Here is a 17,394-nt window from a genome sequence, read left to right on the forward strand (position 1 = left end):
CCAAGTCAGACAACAAGTGACGCGGGGTGGAGCAGCCCGGTAGCTCGTCAGGCTCATAACCTGAAGGCCGCAGGTTCAAATCCTGCCCCCGCAACCAAAAAATTACGTAAGATCAAAGACTTCAAAGCCGAGCATAACGCTCGGCTTTACTCATTCCAAATTCTTGTCAACACCTGGTCAGCGTTTACCGAGCCGCCCATCGACGGCGCGGACAATCGTCGAAGTGGCCATCACAGCACCAACTCGTAGTGTGTGCTGCGGCCGCCGCCTTCGCCCTTCCGCAGCAGACCGAGGTCGAGTAGCGCCGCGATGTCGCGGTTCGCGGTGTCCTGTGAGCACTTGGCGATGATGGCCCACTTCGAAGAGGTCATTTTGCCCTCGAACCCATCGAGCAGGCGGTTCAGTACCTTGATCTGGCGTTCGTTCAGCGCTAGCGCTGCAGCGCGTTCCCAGAACTGTCCCTTGGCGACGACCGCCGCCAAGACGCTGTCGGCACCGTGAATCGCGCGGCCGAGGCAGTCGAGGAACCAAAGGATCCATGCAGTGACGTCCGTTCCACCCTTCTGGATGCGCTCAAGCTGGTCGTAGTAGACGTTCCGCTCAGCTCTGATCTGCGCGGACATGCTGTAGAACCGCTGCGAGCTGCCCTCCGACCGGGCAAGCGCCAGGTCAGCGATGGCGCGGGCGATGCGACCGTTGCCGTCTTCGAAGGGGTGGATCGTCACGAACCACAGATGCGCTAGTGCCGCCTTGATCACCGGGTCGGTGGTCAAGGGTGCGTTGAACCATGTGAGGAAGGCTCCCATCTCCGCCGCGACCCGCGGTGCCGGAGGAGCAGCGTAGTGAACCTTCTCCCGGCCATAGGGCCCTGAAACGACCTGCATCGGGCCAGTGCTGTCGTCGCGCCAGTCTCCGACGATGATCTTCGTCATGCCACTTCGCCCGGTAGGGAATAAAGCCGCATGCCAGCCGAAAAGACGCTCTGCGGTGAGCGGGGCCTGAAAGTTCCGCGTTGCGTCCAGCATCACCTCGACGATGCCTTCCACATTGCGATCGGTTGGGGGCAAGGCGCCGATGTCGATGCCGAGCCGCCGGGCGAGCGATGACCGCACCTGTGTGGCGTCCAGCTGTTCGCCCTCGATCTCGCTTGTCTTGACGACATCCTGCGTCAGGGTCTGCAGGACCGCCTCCTCGCGCAGCTTGAAGCCCAGCGCCTCCATCCGGCCGAGCAACCGCCCTTGGTCGTGACGGACCGCAGCAAGGGGAGCGGCAATGCTGCCGTCCTGCCAAGTCAGCTTAGGCCAGTTTGGTTGTTCCCAGATGTACACCACATTCTCCGCGCCAGATGCGGCGATTGTGGGCCGCATTCTCCGCAAGCGCAAGGAAAAACCCCGCAAGATATGCGGAGAATGATGGGCCTATTCTCCGCATCTCTGATTTACCCTGACCATAGGGTGCACTTAAGGCTGTGATGATCCCTCGGACTTTGGGTCATCCTGTCTGAGATTCTGAATGATAAGAAGCCGTTCTGGACAACTTGGACATCTGTGCCGCGGCTGCTCCGACAGTCGCCCTGCCATGGTGAGGGTAGTGATCAGCACAGCGTCTGAATGCTGCGCGAGCCGGATCAGATGCTCTCCGCTCGGACCGCGTTCGCCGGACAGCCAATACTTGGCCGTCCGCTCACTCGCTCCCGTCCAGCGCATCACCGTCTTGATGGCCTGATGCGTCGGTCCCAGTTCGCGCCGCAGGGCATCGGCTATGGCCTCGCGATAGGCGGCCTGATCCGCGTCCAGGTGCACATCTGTGCCCATTTTCGGCACAGATGTGCCCATCTTGATCCGCATTGCTGCGTCCTCCTCCGGTAAACCTGTGGAGAAGACAACACAGCGGCAGATTCCCTTTTGCGCCCCAGCCAAGACCCCGGGTCCGACCAGACGGAGACGCCTGCATAAATTAATCGGGAGAGGGGCATGGCAGGCAAAGAGCCGCCTTCATCGAAAGAACCTGCGAATTCCCCGCCGTTACGGCGTGCGGCCGAATACGTCCGCATGTCCACCGACCACCAGAAGTACTCGACGGAAAATCAGTCGGACGCGATCCGTAAATATGCGACGGAACGGGGTTTCGAACTGGTCCGTTCCTATGCCGACGCCGGGAAGAGTGGGTTGAGGATCGAAGGCCGCGAAGCCTTGCAGCAACTGATCCAGGACGTCCAGGACGGCACCGCCGATTTCGAAGTGATACTGGTCTATGACGTCAGCCGCTGGGGCAGATTTCAGGATGCCGACGAGTCCGCCTACTACGAATACATATGCCGTCGCGCGAACAAGCAGGTCGAATACTGCGCGGAACAATTCGAAAACGATGGCAGTCCGATCGCAACCATCGTCAAAGGCGTCAAGCGTGCCATGGCTGGGGAATACAGCAGGGAACTTTCCAACAAGGTTTTCATCGGGCAGTGCCGTCTGATCGAGCTCGGCTACCGTCAGGGCGGCCCGGCTGGCTTTGGCCTTCGGCGAGTCCTGCTTGACGAACGCGGTGAAGTGAAGGCCGAGCTAAAGCGTGGCGAGCACAAAAGCCTGCAAACCGACAGGGTCATCTTGATGCCTGGGCCCGACGTTGAGGTCCAGACCGTCCGTTGGATCTACAGCCGGTTCCTGAAGCACGGTCGTTCGGAAAGCGAAATCGCTGCCGAGTTGAACGAGCGCGGGGTCCTGACCGATCTCGAGCGCCTCTGGACCCGTGCGACCGTCCATCAGGTGCTGACCAACGAGAAATACATCGGCAACAATGTCTACAATCGCCGATCGTTCAAGTTGAAGCAGAAGCGTGTCGCCAATGGCCCGGATATGTGGATCCGGTCGGAAGGCGTGTTTCAGGCTATCGTCGAGCCCAAGCATTTCCAGAAAGTGCAGGCCATCATTGCTGCCCGCAACCGCCGTTTCTCTGATGACGAAATGCTGGAGCGCCTGACACGGCTCCTCCAACGCCATGGCTACATCTCTGGGATTGTGATCGACGAGGCGGACGCCATGCCGTCGAGCGCAGCCTACGCCCATCGCTTTGGCAGCCTGCTCCGGGCTTACTCGCTCGTCGGCTTTACCCCGGACCGTGATTACCATTACATCGAAGTCAATCGGATGTTGCGCCAGTTTCATGGCGATGAGGTCGCCCGCGTTATCCGCGAGATCGCCCAGCATGGAGCGACAGTCACCCGCAACCCGGTGACCGACCTGCTGAAAATCAACGGCGAGTTCACAGCATCAGTTGTCGTTGCGCGGTGTCGGGCAACACCGTCTGGCCGACTGAGGTGGAAAATTCGGTTCGACGCCGGGTTGGCTCCAGACATCACGATCGCAATCCGGATGAACACAACCAATACCGCCGCGCTCGATTTTTACCTTCTGCCCCAGTTCGAGATGCGGACAAAGCCCTTGGGGCTTGGAGAGGAGAATGGCCTGATGCTCGACGCCTTCCGATTTGAAACGCTGGATTACTTCTTCGACATTGCACGGCGTGTGCCAATCTCGGAGGTTGCGCCATGGTAGGCGAGGTCGACACGCAGAGCGAAGTGCAGGTCATCCCGATTTCCGCTATCACCGTCGAGAATCCGAGGGAACGATCAGAGAGAACGTTCCGTGCGTTGGTGGAAAGCATCGGTAAGGTTGGTCTGAAGAAGCCGATCACAGTTGCTCGGGTCGTCGACGAGGCAGGTGACAGTTACCGCCTTGTTTGTGGCCAGGGGCGGATGGAGGCTTATCAGGCCTTGGGTGAAACCCACATACCAGCCATCGTTGTAGACGCTAATGAGGTCGAGAGGCTTCTTCGCAGCGTCATTGAAAACATCGCACGCCGCCAGCACCGGCCCTTGGAACTTCTGCAAGATATCGGAATTCTGCGGGACAGAGGATACTCGGACCAGGACATCGCCGAAAAAACAGGGCTCTCCCTCGCCTATGTCCATGAGATCGGCGAGCTGATCGCCAATGGCGAGGAGCGTCTCCTCATTGCTGTCGAGACGGGCCAGATGCCCCTCAGCGTTGCGCTCTACATTTCGCGAGCCGAGGAAAAGGATGTGCAGAAAGCGCTGGAGGCCGCCTATGCCTCGGGCGAATTGCGCGGCAAGAAGCTGCTTGAAGCGCGACGACTGGTCGAGTTGCGACAACGGCATGGCAAGCAGAAGGGAACGACGCGCTCAGCTGGCCAGCCTCGAACTCGCATGACGTCAGCAACGCTGGTCAGAGCGTATCGAGCGGAGGCGGAGCGCCAGCAGGATATGATCCGTCGGGCTCAATCGACCCGAAGCAGCCTTCTGTTCATGGACGCCGCGTTCCGATCGCTGCTGGGCGATGAGAACTTCCTGACCCTTCTACGTGCCGAAGGGCTCGAAACCTTGCCCGGCATCATCGTCGACGGCCTGGGAGAACAACGGATATGACACAGCTCGAGGAACTGCCGTCGCCCAAGCAGCCGGGCTTTGAAGCCAGCCTGTGCACGATACCGATTGCGGCCATCCTGCCGGTCAAGCCTCTTCCCAGCACTATCGCTAAGAGCCAGAAATATGCGCAGATCGCAGCCTCCATCCGGGAAGTCGGGCTGATCGAGCCACCGGTGGTATCACGCGCGGCCGGGCAGACCGGTGCGTTCATTCTTCTAGATGGTCACGTGCGGCTGCACGTCCTGAAAGAGATGGGAGAAGAAAATGTGACCTGCCTCGTTGCGACTGACGATGAGTCGTTTACCTACAACAAGCGCATCAGCCGCCTTGCTACGATCCAAGAGCACAAGATGATCCTGCGTGCGGTTCAGCGGGGTGTTTCCGAGGCCCGCATTGCCGCTGCCCTGAACGTCAATGTCGCCCTTATTCAGCACAAGCGGACCCTTTTGAATGGGATTTGCCCCGAAGCGGCAGAGCTCCTGAAGGCAAAGCATTGCCCGCTCAACAGCTTTCGTGCTTTGCGAAAGATGAAGCCGCTCCGCCAGATCCAGGCTGCCGAGCTCATGATCGCAGCGAACAATTACACGGTGCCCTACGTGGAAGCTATTCTGGCCGCGACGGATCCTGCCGATCTGATCAACCCGAATTCAATGAAGGCGACATCGGGCATCACGCGCGAACAGGCAGATCGCATGAAGGCGGAGATGGCCAACCTGCAGAAGAATATCAAACTGATCGAAGGGAATCTTGGCCCCGATCATTTGCGTCTGGTTGTAGCCGGTCGTTACGTGGAGCGCCTCTTGGGAAATGAACGACTGGTCAGGTACCTCGAGCGCAACCACACGGAAATCCTGGGAGAGTTTCGGCAGATCGTTGGCACACTGACGCAGCCAACTGATCCGCCAGCAATGCCGACCAGTGCCCTCGAGTAGGCTGCAAGGCATCTGAAGAGACAGGGGACCCGGACCCGAAAGCGCGGGGACCGCGGGAGACGCCGAACTGTGGGTCGGATCAAGCGCGGGGTGGGGATGGCGGCGAACCCGCTCGGAGCCCACCACGGTCGGCCGACATATTGCCGACCGTGCAGGCATCGTATTGAACGATGTCTGTTCACTCGGGTGGGCGCGCCGTTCCCTCCTGCGAATGTGGGAGGTCGAACGGCGCGCCCAAGTTGCTTCGAAAATCGCTATCAGGAGGTCTTGGATCGCCCCCGCTTGTCGGCCACGGACCAAACGACGGACCCAATGGTAAGAAGGGCACCGATGACAGGTTCGATATCGGACGCCTCGATATAGCCCTTCGCGACCAAGGCAGTACCAGCGACGGTCAGAACCTGACGGAAAAGGGCCAAGATGGCAGGTCTAAGCATGGAGGAAGCTCCTGTTCTAGGTTTCATTTGTGGTGGTGAGGAATTCGCCCGGCTTCATCGTGGGAAGGCCCTCGTTCCCGGGCGGGACAGTCGTAGGCCAACGCGCACCCAAGAGGCGCGACTTGGCGATGCGGGCGACAGTGACTGCGTCGGATTGATTGCCGCCTAGCACGTAGAAATGCGTGTCGTCTTGGCCGAGGGCAAAGCCGACATGGCCGCCAGAACCGCGTTCGAAGACAAGCACAGCGCCCATGACCGGCTGTACGGCCTGTCCAAAGAGGAGCCAGTGCCGGGCCCAGTAGGGATTGCTTCCCAGTGCACCCAGTAGCGGCTCGTCCGGCAAAGAGATGCGGATGCAGGTTTCGACAAAATCGCCGCACCAGGGGTTCTTCGAGGGGTCGCCCAAGCTTCGACCATCTCTCTTCAGCCAATCCATCATCCAGGATCGGTCGCGAGCCTCATGGCGGCCCAGTGCGGATTTTGCTTCTGCAATCCACGGCAGCGGCCCTTGAAGAACGGCCGAAGCCGCTTTGCCGTTTGCCGCAAGCAAGGATTTCAGGGCTCGCGCGGTGCGCAAACCCCAGCGCCCGTCCACGGGACCAGGCGAGTGACCTAACGTTTCAAGCGCACGCTGGATGTCGCGGATCGGCTCTTCGGAACCGGTCGTCATGGTAGGTTTCCTTTTCTTTGGGGATGGCAAAAGACGACCCGCCCGGAGAACGGCCGAGTTGGTCGTGTTCGCGGTGGAGATGGCAGGGCTGTGCCTAGGGCCCGCTGCCGAAGATTTTCAACTTCAGGGCTATCCCCGCCAATAGCGCCAAGATCACACCGGTGGTGATCAGGTGGACCGCGCTCTGCACGGCAGTGCGGCGCACAAAACGGATGGCATCGAGCAATGCGCGCAGATCGCGGATGTCGAGGGCCGCTTCCTTGCCGTCGAGGCCAGCGTCGGCCAGTGCGCGCTTGGCGCCTTCCTCGGCTGCCCGCGCGAGCAGTTCCTCGAACTCGGCATCCGGCATGCGGACATGCCCCTCTCCGGAACGGCGCGGGCTCATGCGGACAGAATCCCCACTTCGGCAGGCAGGGTCACACTGATCCAAACGCTGCTGTCGGCCGGGTTCAGCGCCCATGTGGAATAGACCGACCTCGGCGCAAGAGACGGCACGGTGACTGGGGCCGCATCATGATTGACCCCGCCCATGCGCAGGAAACCTGCGGCCGCCTGCGGCCCGACCGTCCCTGCCTGAGCAATCTGCTTCACATGCACGCCCGCGATGGCCGCAACCGCCGCAGGCCCCGTCGGTCCCGTGAGCGAGAAGGACAGACGCTGCCCGGCCGTGTTGCTGGACACTCGGGTGCTGACATCCTCGTCCTTCAGCGCATCGATGCTGCCTGCCATCTGGCTGAAGGTCGCGATGGCGTTAGGCGATCGACGGACGAAACGCCGCCCAATGGTCGACACCCCATCCAGCACCGCGAAATGCGCATAGTACCAGGTGCGGGAAACGTTGTTGCCGTGCAGTCCGTAGTTTGGGAAGACAATCTGCACCGGCTTGCCCTTGCCTTGGGTATTGACTGCTGTGGCAGTGCTTTGAAGAACGCCGTCGACAAAGAAGTCGATGGTGATGTTGGCCCCCACCGCCACGCGCACGTCGATCCATTGCGGCTGGCCGTTGGCGGCGATGTAGCTCGAATTGCCCTGTACGGTCGTGTCGCCCCGCGCAATGGCATGGTACCGATCTGTCGTGGAAATCGGCTGGATCTGAGCGATGCGGACCAGGTTCGCGTCATAGATGTCGATGAAGTTGGCCGTGGACTCGGTGATGTTCTCTGAGTCGGCGTTGGGCGGGACATAGCGGAAGCCCAGCCAGAGATCACCCACAGGGGGGGCGAAGGCGATCGAGAACGGCGCGGCATAAGTCCGTGTGCCGATGAAGCGGACGCCGTTGACGTCGAGGTTGGCGTCGAACCCTCCTGCCACGGTGCTGAGCATCCCCGCGATGCCGGAAATGTCCGTCGGCTGATGGCCAAGGTGCAAAATATAACTCATGGCAGTTCCACTTCGATGTAGAGGTTGGCTTGCGTCCAGGTGGCCCCACGACCGCCACCATGTTCGAGAAAGAGCGCCGCATCGGCATGACTGAGATGCGGCCCGCCGCCCCGGCTGATCCAGTGGGAGGTGCCCGCGACGCTGAGGCCGCGATCCCAGCTGATCTCGAGAAAGGCCGCAGCTTCCAGAAATCGAAGATCTGGATCGAGATACCCCAGCGCAGTAATGCCCGGGGGCACCGGATAGGTGAACTGCGATGGCAGCGAGCGGAGCGTGCCGCCATCGCCCGGGTTCCGCCCTTGGACCTGCGGATAGAAGGCTGAGTTTCCACCTGCCGTCCATGTGGCCGCGCCGCTGATCGGATCGTCGCGCCAGATCCCGTTCTTGCCGATCCAGAGGCGGCCAAATGCGGGATCGAGGACGAACATCAGCACGTCGCCCGCGCCGAAGGTTGGCAGACCGAACAGGCGCAGTTCAGTGCTGGAGGTGGCAGATGACCAGAGCTCTCCGGTGCCGCGCCAGCCGATCGAGCCCAGCGTGATCGGATTGAAGCCTGTATTGTACTCTTGGCGCTGCGCGGCCGCGATTACGCCCATGTAGCCGTCGAAGGTGGCGGCCCCCGGCGCGCAGAGAACTTCCCAATAGCGCCGCCCGTCCGTGGGCAGGATCGCCTTGGCTGTCGGCACCCAGCGCATGTAGTTGCTGCCGCCCGAGGTGTTCACTGCGGTCTTGTTGCCGTCCGACAGGGTATAGCCCGAGGGACGGCGAGTGGTGTCGAGTTGCCAGACCGCGCCGATATCGACCGGGGGTGCGGCATCGCCGCCCTGGGCAAGAATGGCGCCGCGCATCATCAGAAGGCTCATGCGACGGCTCCTGCCAGCGCGCCCTGGATGATCCAGGCATCGGCCCCGCGCTTCACGAGTGCCGTACCCGACCACTGGCCGTCGATGGCGACCGATCCGCCCACCACGCCGTTCAGCGATACTCCGGCGGCTGCAGTTACTGTTGCGACCCCGGCGCCGACCTGTGTCACGTTGATCAGCGCGCCGAACTCGAAGGGAACGGTCGCCTCGGGTGGGATGGTCACCGTGACGGCCGAGGAACCGGTGGTCTCAATGATGCTGCCAAGATCGACGGCTTCCAGAGTGTGGCTGGTCGCCGTGAGCGTCCGTATGCGCACGATCCCAGGGCGCGGCACCTCGACCCACGCCCCGGCCGTGAAGCGGACATGCAGCGCCTCATCGGCGATCCAGACCTGCCAGCCCTCTTGTGGGGTGAGATAAACCCAAGCTGCGGCCCCGGCTGGTGACTGGTCCCAGAGTGCGAGCGCATTTGCATTGGCGCCTGCTGCGGTGGGCACGATGGCGATCTGGCCCACGGTGCCGGTGGCAGGAAGTGCTACAGTCCGTGACGTGGCACGCGGCTGTACCAGCGCAGACAGGCGTCGCAGGTCTTCGCTGAGGCTGGTGCCCCAGTTCCGCTGGCCGGGATCGTAGAAGGCGCGCAGCCCCAATCCCGGCATGATCCGTTCCGGCATGCTCGTCCTCGTTCGTTATGGTCTGCTTTGTGGCAGGGAGGTGTGGGATCAGGTGCCCCAGAGGAAACCCCAGCCGCGATCCCATCCGGCGGCGAAGGGTGCCGTCAGCCGAAACCACCGCGCCTCGCGATCGGTGACCCAGCTGCCCTCGACTAGCCGCCTGGACCGGACCGCGAGCTCGATCTCAGCCGTGCGATCTGGCGCGCCGAGCTCCGGGATGGCCTCAGGCGCGAGGGTCCAGCTGGCGGCACTGCCCGCATCGATCACCACGCCCGCAGGCAAGATGGTTGCACCCGTGTCAGGGTCTACCCAGCGCACCTCGATGATGTAGCTGACCCCCGGTTCCGGCCCGATGGAGGCCCCGGTGTGGTCGACGATCACGGGGCTGGTCTGGGTCAGCCGATCGCGATGGGCCCAGGTCAGGGAGAGAGGGCCTGTGACGAGCGCATCAACATTGGGCGCGTAGCTGCCATTCCCTTGCACGCACCCGGGCGGCAGCGGCCGGATGGCGCGACGGTCGAGCGTCACCAGATCCTCAGGTGCCAGCGCGAAGGCCAGCGTGCCGCGCCCGGTCTCGGGCAGTAGCCGGGCCGCCAGCGTCTCGCCTGCCGCCCAGCTGTCCTCGGTGATCCGCGCCACCTCGTCGAAGAAAATGACCGACGTGCCCGAGGGATGCGCGCGCGGGACGGTATCGAGGCATCCACGTCCAACTGTGATGCTGCTAGGCGTGATCCCGTCGACGCGGACCAGTTCGCCATCGATGCTGGCGAGCGTTCCGATCTCGACCTCGCCGATGTCGCGCCAGCTGGTGACCGGGACCACGCGCGCTTCCGGGCTGTCTGTCACATCCGCAGCGACCAGTGCGGTCGGGGCGAAAGCGACCACCCCCTCCTGCGCGGGTCCGGTACCGGGATCGATCCAGAGCTGGGCCGCCAGGGCATCGGCGCTCGGGCGTTCGCCAGTGGCGACCAGCGCGCCTGCATCGGGATCTTCGGCAAGGCGGCGGTCGGTCTCGCTGTGGCCAAGCTCGCGGACAAGGAGCCAGTACGGCGCTTCCTCGACCATGCGGCGCGCGAGTGCCCGCGGCGGGGCGGCGACGCCGGTTCCAGTGGGCATGCGCCCGCCCGCGATGGCGGTCGCGCCCAGCGCGAAGACATCCTCGGCGATCTTCAGCCGGATGCCGTTGTCGCGGCCATCGCCCTGTCCGATCTCGGAAATCCGCATCACGACGTCATCCAGCCCCAGCCGCGTCGAACGCAGCCGGATCACATCGCCGGGCCCGAGGTCTGCACCTTCGCGGTTGACGACGATCTCACCGGTCAGGAGGGGGGCGGACAAGGCACGCAGGTCGCGCTCGGCGACGCGCACCGCCAGCCCTTGATAGCGGATGCCAGGATAGTCCAGCGTGGTCGCCAGTACCTCGCCCATCACCTGGACGCGGGCGGTGTCCGTCACTGAAACCGCGCCAGTGTCATCCGTCCAGGCGTCGGTGAACCGCACTGTGACGCTGTTCACCAGATCGGAGGGCGACCGGCGGCCCAATCGGCCCCAATCCACGACATTGGTCTCGTCGAAGAGCGGCAGCGTTGCCGCGGTGTAATCCGCCCGGATCAGCTTCAGCTCCCAGAGCCCGGTGCGCCTGTCGATGAACAGCGTGGCATCGATATGGTCGAGGACGCTCGCGATGAACTCCTCGATGGACGAGTCCTGCTGCCAGATCAGCGAGAGGCCGAAGCCCTCAGTGTAGAGCGCATCCGCCGCGGTGGTGAAACTCGCCCCGATCTCGACCGAGGAGTAGCCCAGCCCCCAATCCCGGTTGGTCAGGCATTCGCGGATGATATGCGCCGGGTTCATGTCCGGGCCGTTGCCAAAGGCGCCGCGCAGGGAAGCCACCAGCGCCTGCGGGTTCCCGGGCGGGATCACCGGTACCCCATCGACGGGGGTGTTGTCGATGCGCGCGGTGTAGGAGGTGTCGGCCAGAGCGATGTTGAAGCCGTGGATGTCGGTGGGCGGCAGGGTGCGGATGATCGCGAGCGCCGCATCGACCGAGGAGACAGGTGACGGCTCACCATCGGTCACGAAAATGACGATCCGACGCTTCGACCCGCCGACCGCAAAGAAGGCGTTTGCCTCTGCGAAGGCGGCGTTGAAGCTGGTGCCGCCGTTGGTGAAGTTCGACAGCCCCAGCATCCAGGCCTCAAGCGCGGCATAATCGTCAGGGCCCGTGTTGCGCCGTTCGATGGACCCGGCGACTGCCACGTTCCAGAGCACGATGCGGATGTCGTTCGGCCGGTCGGGGTCCACGCCTGCTGCAATCTCGCGGATCAGGGCGGCGACGCCTGCCTTCTGGGCGGACATGCGTGTGCCCGACATGGAGCCCGAGACGTCGAGGGCGATGTAGATCGCCGCATCCGAGATGTTCGCCTCGGGCACGATGGCCGCCTTCTCAGGATACCATTGCGCCGCGCCTGCCTCGCCGGTCAGCACGCGCGTGAGACGGACGGCCCATGGCTTGAGATACGGGTTGATGCCGAGGTAGACCTGCCGCAGCACGAGGCTGCAGAGGCCGCGATAGGCGGGAACATCTCCACCCATGCGCGCGGCCAGATAGTCGTTTGGCCCCTGGCCCGGTCCGCCCATCAGCACATCGACATCGCCGCGGATGCCGCCCTCGCGACTTTCGCCACCGAAGAGGTCAGGCTTGTCGATACGGATGCGCCCACCCCCGGCACCGGTATTGCTGGCGCCGGTCGTGGCCTCGAAGACCTCAACGCTCTGGGTGGCAAAGCTCAGCGCCTCGGGCAGGACGGTCCAGCGCGTGATGTTGGTCGTGGCATCGAAGGTGACGGCCTGCAGGGTGATCGTCTGGCTCGACCCGTTGGTGAGGGCGAGGCGGTAGTCACGCCCGATGCGCACGCCCGCGCGGGTGCCGGGGAAGCTGATTGTTGCGCCGCTGTCGCCCGCCAGTGCCGCGGTGGCGGCCATCCCCGCGACGCTGCCGATGCGCGTCTCGACCGCCGCGCCGCCGCCTCCGGAAGAGCCCCCGCCGGTCGTGACGGACCAGGCGGTGCGACGGTCGACGAGGATCTCGCGGATGGCATCGACCGGCCCGTGACAAAGGGCCAGATGCACGCCCAGCGAATAGCGATAGCCGACAGTCTGGGCCTTGCTCCTACCGCCCATCGTCTGCCTCCGCGTTCGACATTTCTTGAGCAGCCTCTCGCGCTTCAGCCTGCATGATCACTGGTTCCACCAAGGCGTCGCCCGTGGCGCGGAGCGTCTCGACGTCGATGCCGCCGTCGAGAAACGCCTGCCAGTCCAGCCCATGCCGCCGAAACCATGGCCGGACGCCTGCAAGGCAGTAGCGCGCCGCGCGCAGGTCCTGGATCGTCACGCGGGTCACTTCTTGCCGCCTTTCTTCTGAATGGGATCGACCCTCAGGTCCCCGGCCCAGACGACGTTCGGGCCGGTGATCAAAACCGTGCCGAAGACGACCGGGATCGGTCGGCCTTCCTCGGCCGTGGGCAGCGCGAAATCGTCGAGCCCCGCGGCTTGGGGCTTCTCGACCTTGGGCCGCGGGCTCAGCGCATAGGAAATTGCCGAAAGCACGAGCCCGAGAACGAGCCGCGCGATGAAGGTCCAGACCATGATGGATGCTCAGACGATGCTACTGCCGCCGAACGGGTTGCGGCCCGGGATCTCGGGAAAGCCGCCGAAGTTCGGGAGGTTGCCGAACTTGGCGGCACAGGTGGCCGCGCGCAGGTCGCAGCCGGGAGCGATGTCCGCGACGATGGGGAGCGGAGAACCGGTCTCGGGATCCACCTCGGGCGTGGCCAGCGCCGCTGCAAGTTCCGGCATCGGGCGCGATAGCGTCAGGGTCGTTCTAACATGGCCGTTGACGAACCCAAGCTGCGCCCCAAACCTCAGCACCCCGCCGCGAAACCAGCCGTCAGGCTGTCCCGCCGCCTCCGGGATCGTCAGGGCATTGCCCGAGACGGACGTCACCGTCGCCGTTTGCCAGTGGAACGCGATGTCGAGTCCGCAACCGCGCCCGTAGAGCGCGTGGCGGCAGAGGCGCTGGTACTTTGCCCTGACCCCGGCCCGGCGAAGGGTGCTGAAGACGGATTCGCAGTTCAGAAGGATCCGCACCCCCTCGACCTCGGCGCCCACCACGCGACCCTTCCAATGCGCGACGGTCTCGCCCAGCACCTGCTCATGGCCGCGGAAGATGGTCAGCGTGACCGGCGTATTGCCCAAGGGCGCGAGGAACCGCCGCGCGAAGGGGTGCGACAGCGGCCAGGTCAGTTCCAGCCGCCCGCGTTCGATCTCGCTGGTCTGCACCACATCGCCATGGGAGATGGCGGCGGCCTCCCATGTGATCGTGTCGCCCTCGCTGGCTGCACTGGCCCAGTCGGTGGTCTGGCTGGTGAAGCGCCAGACCTGATCGCCCTCGACGAACTGGTAAAGGTAGTAGGGTCGGCCCTCTGCGGTCGAGGACTCGATGGTGGCGTAGGTCATTCGGAAACCTCCACGACCGGCAGGGTCACCTCACTCGCCACCGCCCCATTCCGGATCTCGATCCGATCTGCATCCGACCGCACCAGCGTCAGGAAATGCACCTTGGTTCCGATGGCCACCGGCTCGCCAAGGCTGGAGGACAGCGTCAGCCGATGATCCGCACCGTCCACCACCGCAGCGGTGATCGTCCGGAACCGAAACCCGCTCGGCATCTCAAGCAGGATCGCGCGCCCGACATAGGCCGCCAGGTCCGTGATGGGCGCCACGCGCATCAGCGTGGATCCGGAAGTCATGGCCGCACGCAACTGCAGTTCGCGCCCCCAGGTCGGCACCCAGAAGCTGGTTTGTCGGCCGCGCAACGACCACAGCCAGCGGCGCAACGCCCAACGTTCCGCCGCACCTTGCGCCTTCAGGGCGATCGCCTCGCCCCTCTCGTACATATCCCGCAGAGGTTCCACCACGACCGGCCCGAAGCCGTTGTCGACGTATTCGACGGCACGGCGCAAACTGGCGGTGATCGGCGAACGGGTCAGGCTCGGGTCGGTCTGGACTAGACGGCCGAGATAGGTCGGCATGATCGGTGCGGACAGATCAGGAGCATCGCGCAGCAGGAAGGTGGCCGTAACCATGCCGTCATTCTGGCGGCGACGTGCGATCTCGATGGGGGCAGACAGTACGCCGGAATGGACGGGTGCAACGGTGACGCGCGTCGCAGCTACGGTTGCTGCGGGCAACTGTGCGCCCACCGGTTCCACCAGGATCAGCCGATCCGCCTCGACGTCCGCGATCTCCGTGAGCGATGCCTCTCGTCCGTCCACCGCGACGGCCACAGCGTCCCCCGCCCGGAAATCCGCCACGCTGGTATCAGCGGCAATCTCCGTTGCCCCCTGCGCCACATCTGCCGTCGGCTGCACCGCCATATGCCAAAGCGGCACCCGCCACTCCCCGGCAAACCCTGCCCGCGACAGCTCCGCCGCGCGCGCCATGCCCAGCGCGTCGCAGCGATGCTGGAAAGTGACGATCTCGCGGGGACGGGACCGGAGTGCAATGCGCTGTTCGCCAGCCTGGGACTGCAGCACATCCGTGCGCCATTCCAGAAGCTCGGTGATCTCCTGCGCGGCCGGAAAGGGCCAGAGTTCAGGCATTGATGGCGCCCCGGTTGCGACGGATGACGTTCAGGATGGCCCGCTCGCCCGAGGGCGTGGCGAGATAGTCGCCGACGACGGAGGGGTCGAGCACATTGATGATGCGCGTCGACATCGAAGATGGCGCAGCTGCGCCATCGCCATTCATTTCCACACCAAGCCTGCCGCCCTTGCCACGACGCAGGGGAAGGATGGCCTCGGGCCCAGCCTCGCCCATCAGCCCCACGCCTTTGGCGAAGGGAAAGACCGTCGGCCGGTTCACGACACCACCCCGCGCGAAGGCGGTCAATTCCGCGCCACCGGCAAAGACCCCACCCTTGGCAAAGCCGAAGAGACTGGCGAAGAACCCGCCGCCGCCCCCGACACCTCCACCAGTGAAGGCATTAATCAGCGCGTTCTCGATGGGCTTGAAGGCCAGATCGATCAGTCGGGTGGCGAGGTTCTGCGCGATCCGCGAAATCGCCCCCGCGAAGGTCTCCCAGGTGAACTCCCCCGAGGTGAGGGCCTCCTTGATCGGGCCGGTGATGTCCTGCGCGAGGCCCTGGGCGATCTCGCGCGACTTCTCCTGCGCCTTGCGAACAGCATCGGCCGTGGCCTCCCAGGCATTCCTTGCCGCGTCAGCCCCCTCGCGCAGCGCATTGCCTGCGCCGCGCCCCGAACTGCCTGCGGCTTCGGCGGCCTCCCCAGCCCCCTGCAGGGCAGTGCCGAGGCCCGTCGCGGCAGTGTGTGCGTCCTCGAGCCCTGCTGCAGCATCAGTGCCGGATGCCGAAACGGCATCCCGCAGCGCGGCCACGGATTGCAGGGGCTCAGTCGCGGCCGTTGCCACTTCGCCCATCATGCCGCGCAGACGTGCAGCTTCGCCCCGCGCCGCCTCGGCTGCAGCGGTCAGGCCGAGATCGGGCGGAGCGATGGGATCGTTGTTGAACGCGGCCTCGAAAGCCGCCCGCGCCTCCTCCCCGGCATTTGCCGCAGCCCCCCCAAACGGGTTCTCGATCCCGCCGAGCTCGATGGTGCCGATCAGAGGTACCCGCTTCTCGATGCCCAGCACATCGAGACCGGCATTGATGCCTTCTAGGAAGCCGTCGATGCGCGCGGCCACGCCGTTCAGCATGGCCTCGACCCCGCCGATCAGCGCATTGGCCGCGCCGTAGGCGAACTCGCCGATGGTGGCAGGCAGGGCTGACCAAAGCACTTTCACCGCCTCCATCGCCCCCTGAAACGTGTTCAACGTCGCGTTCCCGAAGCCCACCACCGCTTCGAGCCCGGTCTGCAGCGCGGCGGTGATGCCCGCACTGATCTCGGCCCAGCCCGCCATGATTGAGAGGCCCAGCGCGACCATGCCAAGCTTCATCCGATCCCAGACCTCGCGAGCTACGTCGCCCAGAAGGCCCAGCGCGGCTCCGACGCTGCCCGTACCCTGAACCAGCCGCCCAAACTGGAAGATCAACTCGCCCGCGCCGACGATCAGCGCCCCGATGCCAGTGCGGATCAGCGCGCCGCGCAGGACGACAAGCGCGGTCGCGAGACTCCGAACCGAAAGTGCCGCCGCGGCTAGCCCCGCAACCCAGCGGCCCGCCATGACGCCCACGAACGCCGCCGCATAGGAGGCCATCCGCCCCAGGTTCTCGCCCAGCGCATCGAGGGCCGTCCGAAGCGCGCCGCCCTCGGAGGCCAGCGCCACGAAGGCTTCGGCAAGCCAGGTGACGGCAGGCGCCAGAGCGACGGCGATCTGGTTGCGGATCCCGTCAAAGACCATGCCGAGACTGCCCAGCGCGATCTGGGTTTGGTGCAGCGACGTCAGCGCCTCGCCGTCGAGGATCGCGCCAACGGAACGGGCCTGATCGCCGAAGCGGGTCATCTCGGCCCCGCCATCGCGCAGAAGCGGCAGGAGGCGCGTGGCGTCCGAGGCCATGGCCTCCAGATAGAAGGTCATCTCCTGCTGGCTGAGCCCTGCCTTCTCGAGCGAGGTCACATAGAGCTGCAGGGCTTCCGGCCCTGAGAGGCGGGCGAACTCTTCGGCCGTGACGCCCACACGCGGGGCGATCTGTTCGAAGAAATCCTTCATCGGCCCGCCACCGGTCTGCAGGAAATCCCCGACCCGGTCGTTCACGTCCTTCAGGATATCGGCAAGCTTCTCCTGCTCGACCCCGACCGTGCGGGCCCCCGCCGCCCAGCGCTGGAAGCTTTCCGGCGTGGCGTTTGCCACTTGCGTGAACTGCCGGATCTGGTCGGCGCTTTGGGCCGCATTGCGCACGATGATGCCAAGGCCTGCGGTGGCCGCGGACGCAGCCGCAGCCATGGCGATCCCGGCCCGCCGCGCAAAGGCGGCGAGCC

16 protein-coding genes and 1 tRNA gene are annotated in these 17,394 nt (G+C 64.5%); 4 read left to right on the forward strand and 13 right to left on the reverse strand.

Features of this window, described 5'->3' with window-relative positions; all coding sequences use genetic code 11:
* Window positions 1-20 precede the first annotated feature (20 nt).
* Window positions 21-97, forward strand: a tRNA-Met gene (locus C0V75_RS21985).
* A 133-nt stretch (window positions 98-230) separates the two neighbouring features.
* On the opposite strand, the gene C0V75_RS21990 is transcribed toward C0V75_RS21985, so the two are convergent.
* Together C0V75_RS21990 and C0V75_RS21995 are read right to left on the reverse strand one after the other, a co-directional pair.
* Window positions 231-1,367 carry a Fic family protein gene (locus C0V75_RS21990; protein WP_216821506.1) on the reverse strand — a complete coding sequence of 379 codons (1,137 nt, stop codon included), beginning with the start codon at window positions 1,365-1,367 and terminating at the stop codon, window positions 231-233.
* A gap of 93 nt (window positions 1,368-1,460) precedes the next feature.
* On the reverse strand, window positions 1,461-1,847 hold the full coding sequence (locus C0V75_RS21995) for a hypothetical protein (protein WP_101923122.1): 387 nt from the start codon (window positions 1,845-1,847) through the stop codon (window positions 1,461-1,463).
* 126 nt (window positions 1,848-1,973) lie between these two features.
* On the opposite strand from C0V75_RS21995, the gene C0V75_RS22000 reads away from it, so the two are divergent.
* Genes C0V75_RS22000 through C0V75_RS22010 form a run of 3 tightly spaced genes read left to right on the forward strand, consistent with a single transcriptional unit; the run spans window position 1,974 to window position 5,373 of the window.
* Window positions 1,974-3,551 carry a recombinase family protein gene (locus C0V75_RS22000; protein WP_256377177.1) on the forward strand — a complete coding sequence of 526 codons (1,578 nt, stop codon included), beginning with the start codon at window positions 1,974-1,976 and terminating at the stop codon, window positions 3,549-3,551.
* On the forward strand, window positions 3,545-4,441 hold the full coding sequence (locus C0V75_RS22005; protein ID WP_101923124.1) for a ParB/RepB/Spo0J family partition protein: 897 nt from the start codon (window positions 3,545-3,547) through the stop codon (window positions 4,439-4,441). Before C0V75_RS22000 ends, C0V75_RS22005 begins: the two co-directional genes overlap by 7 nt.
* Window positions 4,438-5,373, forward strand: a complete 936-nt coding sequence (locus C0V75_RS22010) for a plasmid partitioning protein RepB C-terminal domain-containing protein (RefSeq protein ID WP_101923125.1) — start codon at window positions 4,438-4,440, stop codon at window positions 5,371-5,373. Before C0V75_RS22005 ends, C0V75_RS22010 begins: the two co-directional genes overlap by 4 nt.
* A gap of 453 nt (window positions 5,374-5,826) precedes the next feature.
* Here C0V75_RS22010 and C0V75_RS22020 read toward each other — a convergent pair whose 3' ends face one another.
* The 11 genes from C0V75_RS22020 to C0V75_RS23385 form a co-directional block, all read right to left on the reverse strand.
* On the reverse strand, window positions 5,827-6,480 hold the full coding sequence (locus C0V75_RS22020; RefSeq protein WP_101923127.1) for a TIGR02594 family protein: 654 nt from the start codon (window positions 6,478-6,480) through the stop codon (window positions 5,827-5,829).
* Between the two features lie 94 nt (window positions 6,481-6,574).
* On the reverse strand, window positions 6,575-6,829 hold the full coding sequence (locus C0V75_RS22025) for a DUF6127 family protein (RefSeq protein ID WP_216821507.1): 255 nt from the start codon (window positions 6,827-6,829) through the stop codon (window positions 6,575-6,577).
* A gap of 32 nt (window positions 6,830-6,861) precedes the next feature.
* Window positions 6,862-7,860 carry an FscB gene (locus tag C0V75_RS22030; RefSeq protein ID WP_101923129.1) on the reverse strand — a complete coding sequence of 333 codons (999 nt, stop codon included), beginning with the start codon at window positions 7,858-7,860 and terminating at the stop codon, window positions 6,862-6,864.
* Window positions 7,857-8,723: a hypothetical protein gene (locus tag C0V75_RS22035; protein ID WP_101923130.1), complete on the reverse strand. Its 867-nt coding sequence runs from the start codon at window positions 8,721-8,723 to the stop codon at window positions 7,857-7,859. The genes C0V75_RS22030 and C0V75_RS22035 overlap by 4 nt, the downstream gene beginning before the upstream one ends.
* Entirely contained in the window at window positions 8,720-9,397 is a 678-nt protein-coding gene (locus tag C0V75_RS22040) for a DUF2793 domain-containing protein (protein ID WP_101923131.1), read from the reverse strand. The genes C0V75_RS22035 and C0V75_RS22040 overlap by 4 nt, the downstream gene beginning before the upstream one ends.
* A 48-nt stretch (window positions 9,398-9,445) precedes the next feature.
* Window positions 9,446-12,580 (reverse strand): phage tail protein, encoded by a 3,135-nt coding sequence (locus C0V75_RS22045; protein WP_101923132.1) that lies wholly within the window; start codon window positions 12,578-12,580, stop codon window positions 9,446-9,448.
* Window positions 12,570-12,800: a hypothetical protein gene (locus C0V75_RS22050; protein ID WP_101923133.1), complete on the reverse strand. Its 231-nt coding sequence runs from the start codon at window positions 12,798-12,800 to the stop codon at window positions 12,570-12,572. The genes C0V75_RS22045 and C0V75_RS22050 overlap by 11 nt, the downstream gene beginning before the upstream one ends.
* Entirely contained in the window at window positions 12,797-13,045 is a 249-nt protein-coding gene (locus C0V75_RS22055; protein ID WP_101923134.1) for a hypothetical protein, read from the reverse strand. The genes C0V75_RS22050 and C0V75_RS22055 overlap by 4 nt, the downstream gene beginning before the upstream one ends.
* Window positions 13,046-13,054: 9 nt before the next feature.
* Window positions 13,055-13,915, reverse strand: coding sequence for a phage BR0599 family protein (locus C0V75_RS22060; RefSeq protein WP_101923135.1), 861 nt, complete (start codon window positions 13,913-13,915; stop codon window positions 13,055-13,057).
* Entirely contained in the window at window positions 13,912-15,060 is a 1,149-nt protein-coding gene (locus tag C0V75_RS22065; RefSeq protein ID WP_101923136.1) for a hypothetical protein, read from the reverse strand. Before C0V75_RS22065 ends, C0V75_RS22060 begins: the two co-directional genes overlap by 4 nt.
* The coding region (locus C0V75_RS23385; protein WP_101923137.1) for a phage tail tape measure protein at window positions 15,053-17,394 on the reverse strand (2,342 nt) is incomplete at its 5' end. The genes C0V75_RS22065 and C0V75_RS23385, both read right to left, overlap by 8 nt.

Origin of the sequence: Tabrizicola sp. TH137, assembly GCF_002855575.1 — a bacterium.
GTDB lineage: Bacteria > Pseudomonadota > Alphaproteobacteria > Rhodobacterales > Rhodobacteraceae > Paragemmobacter.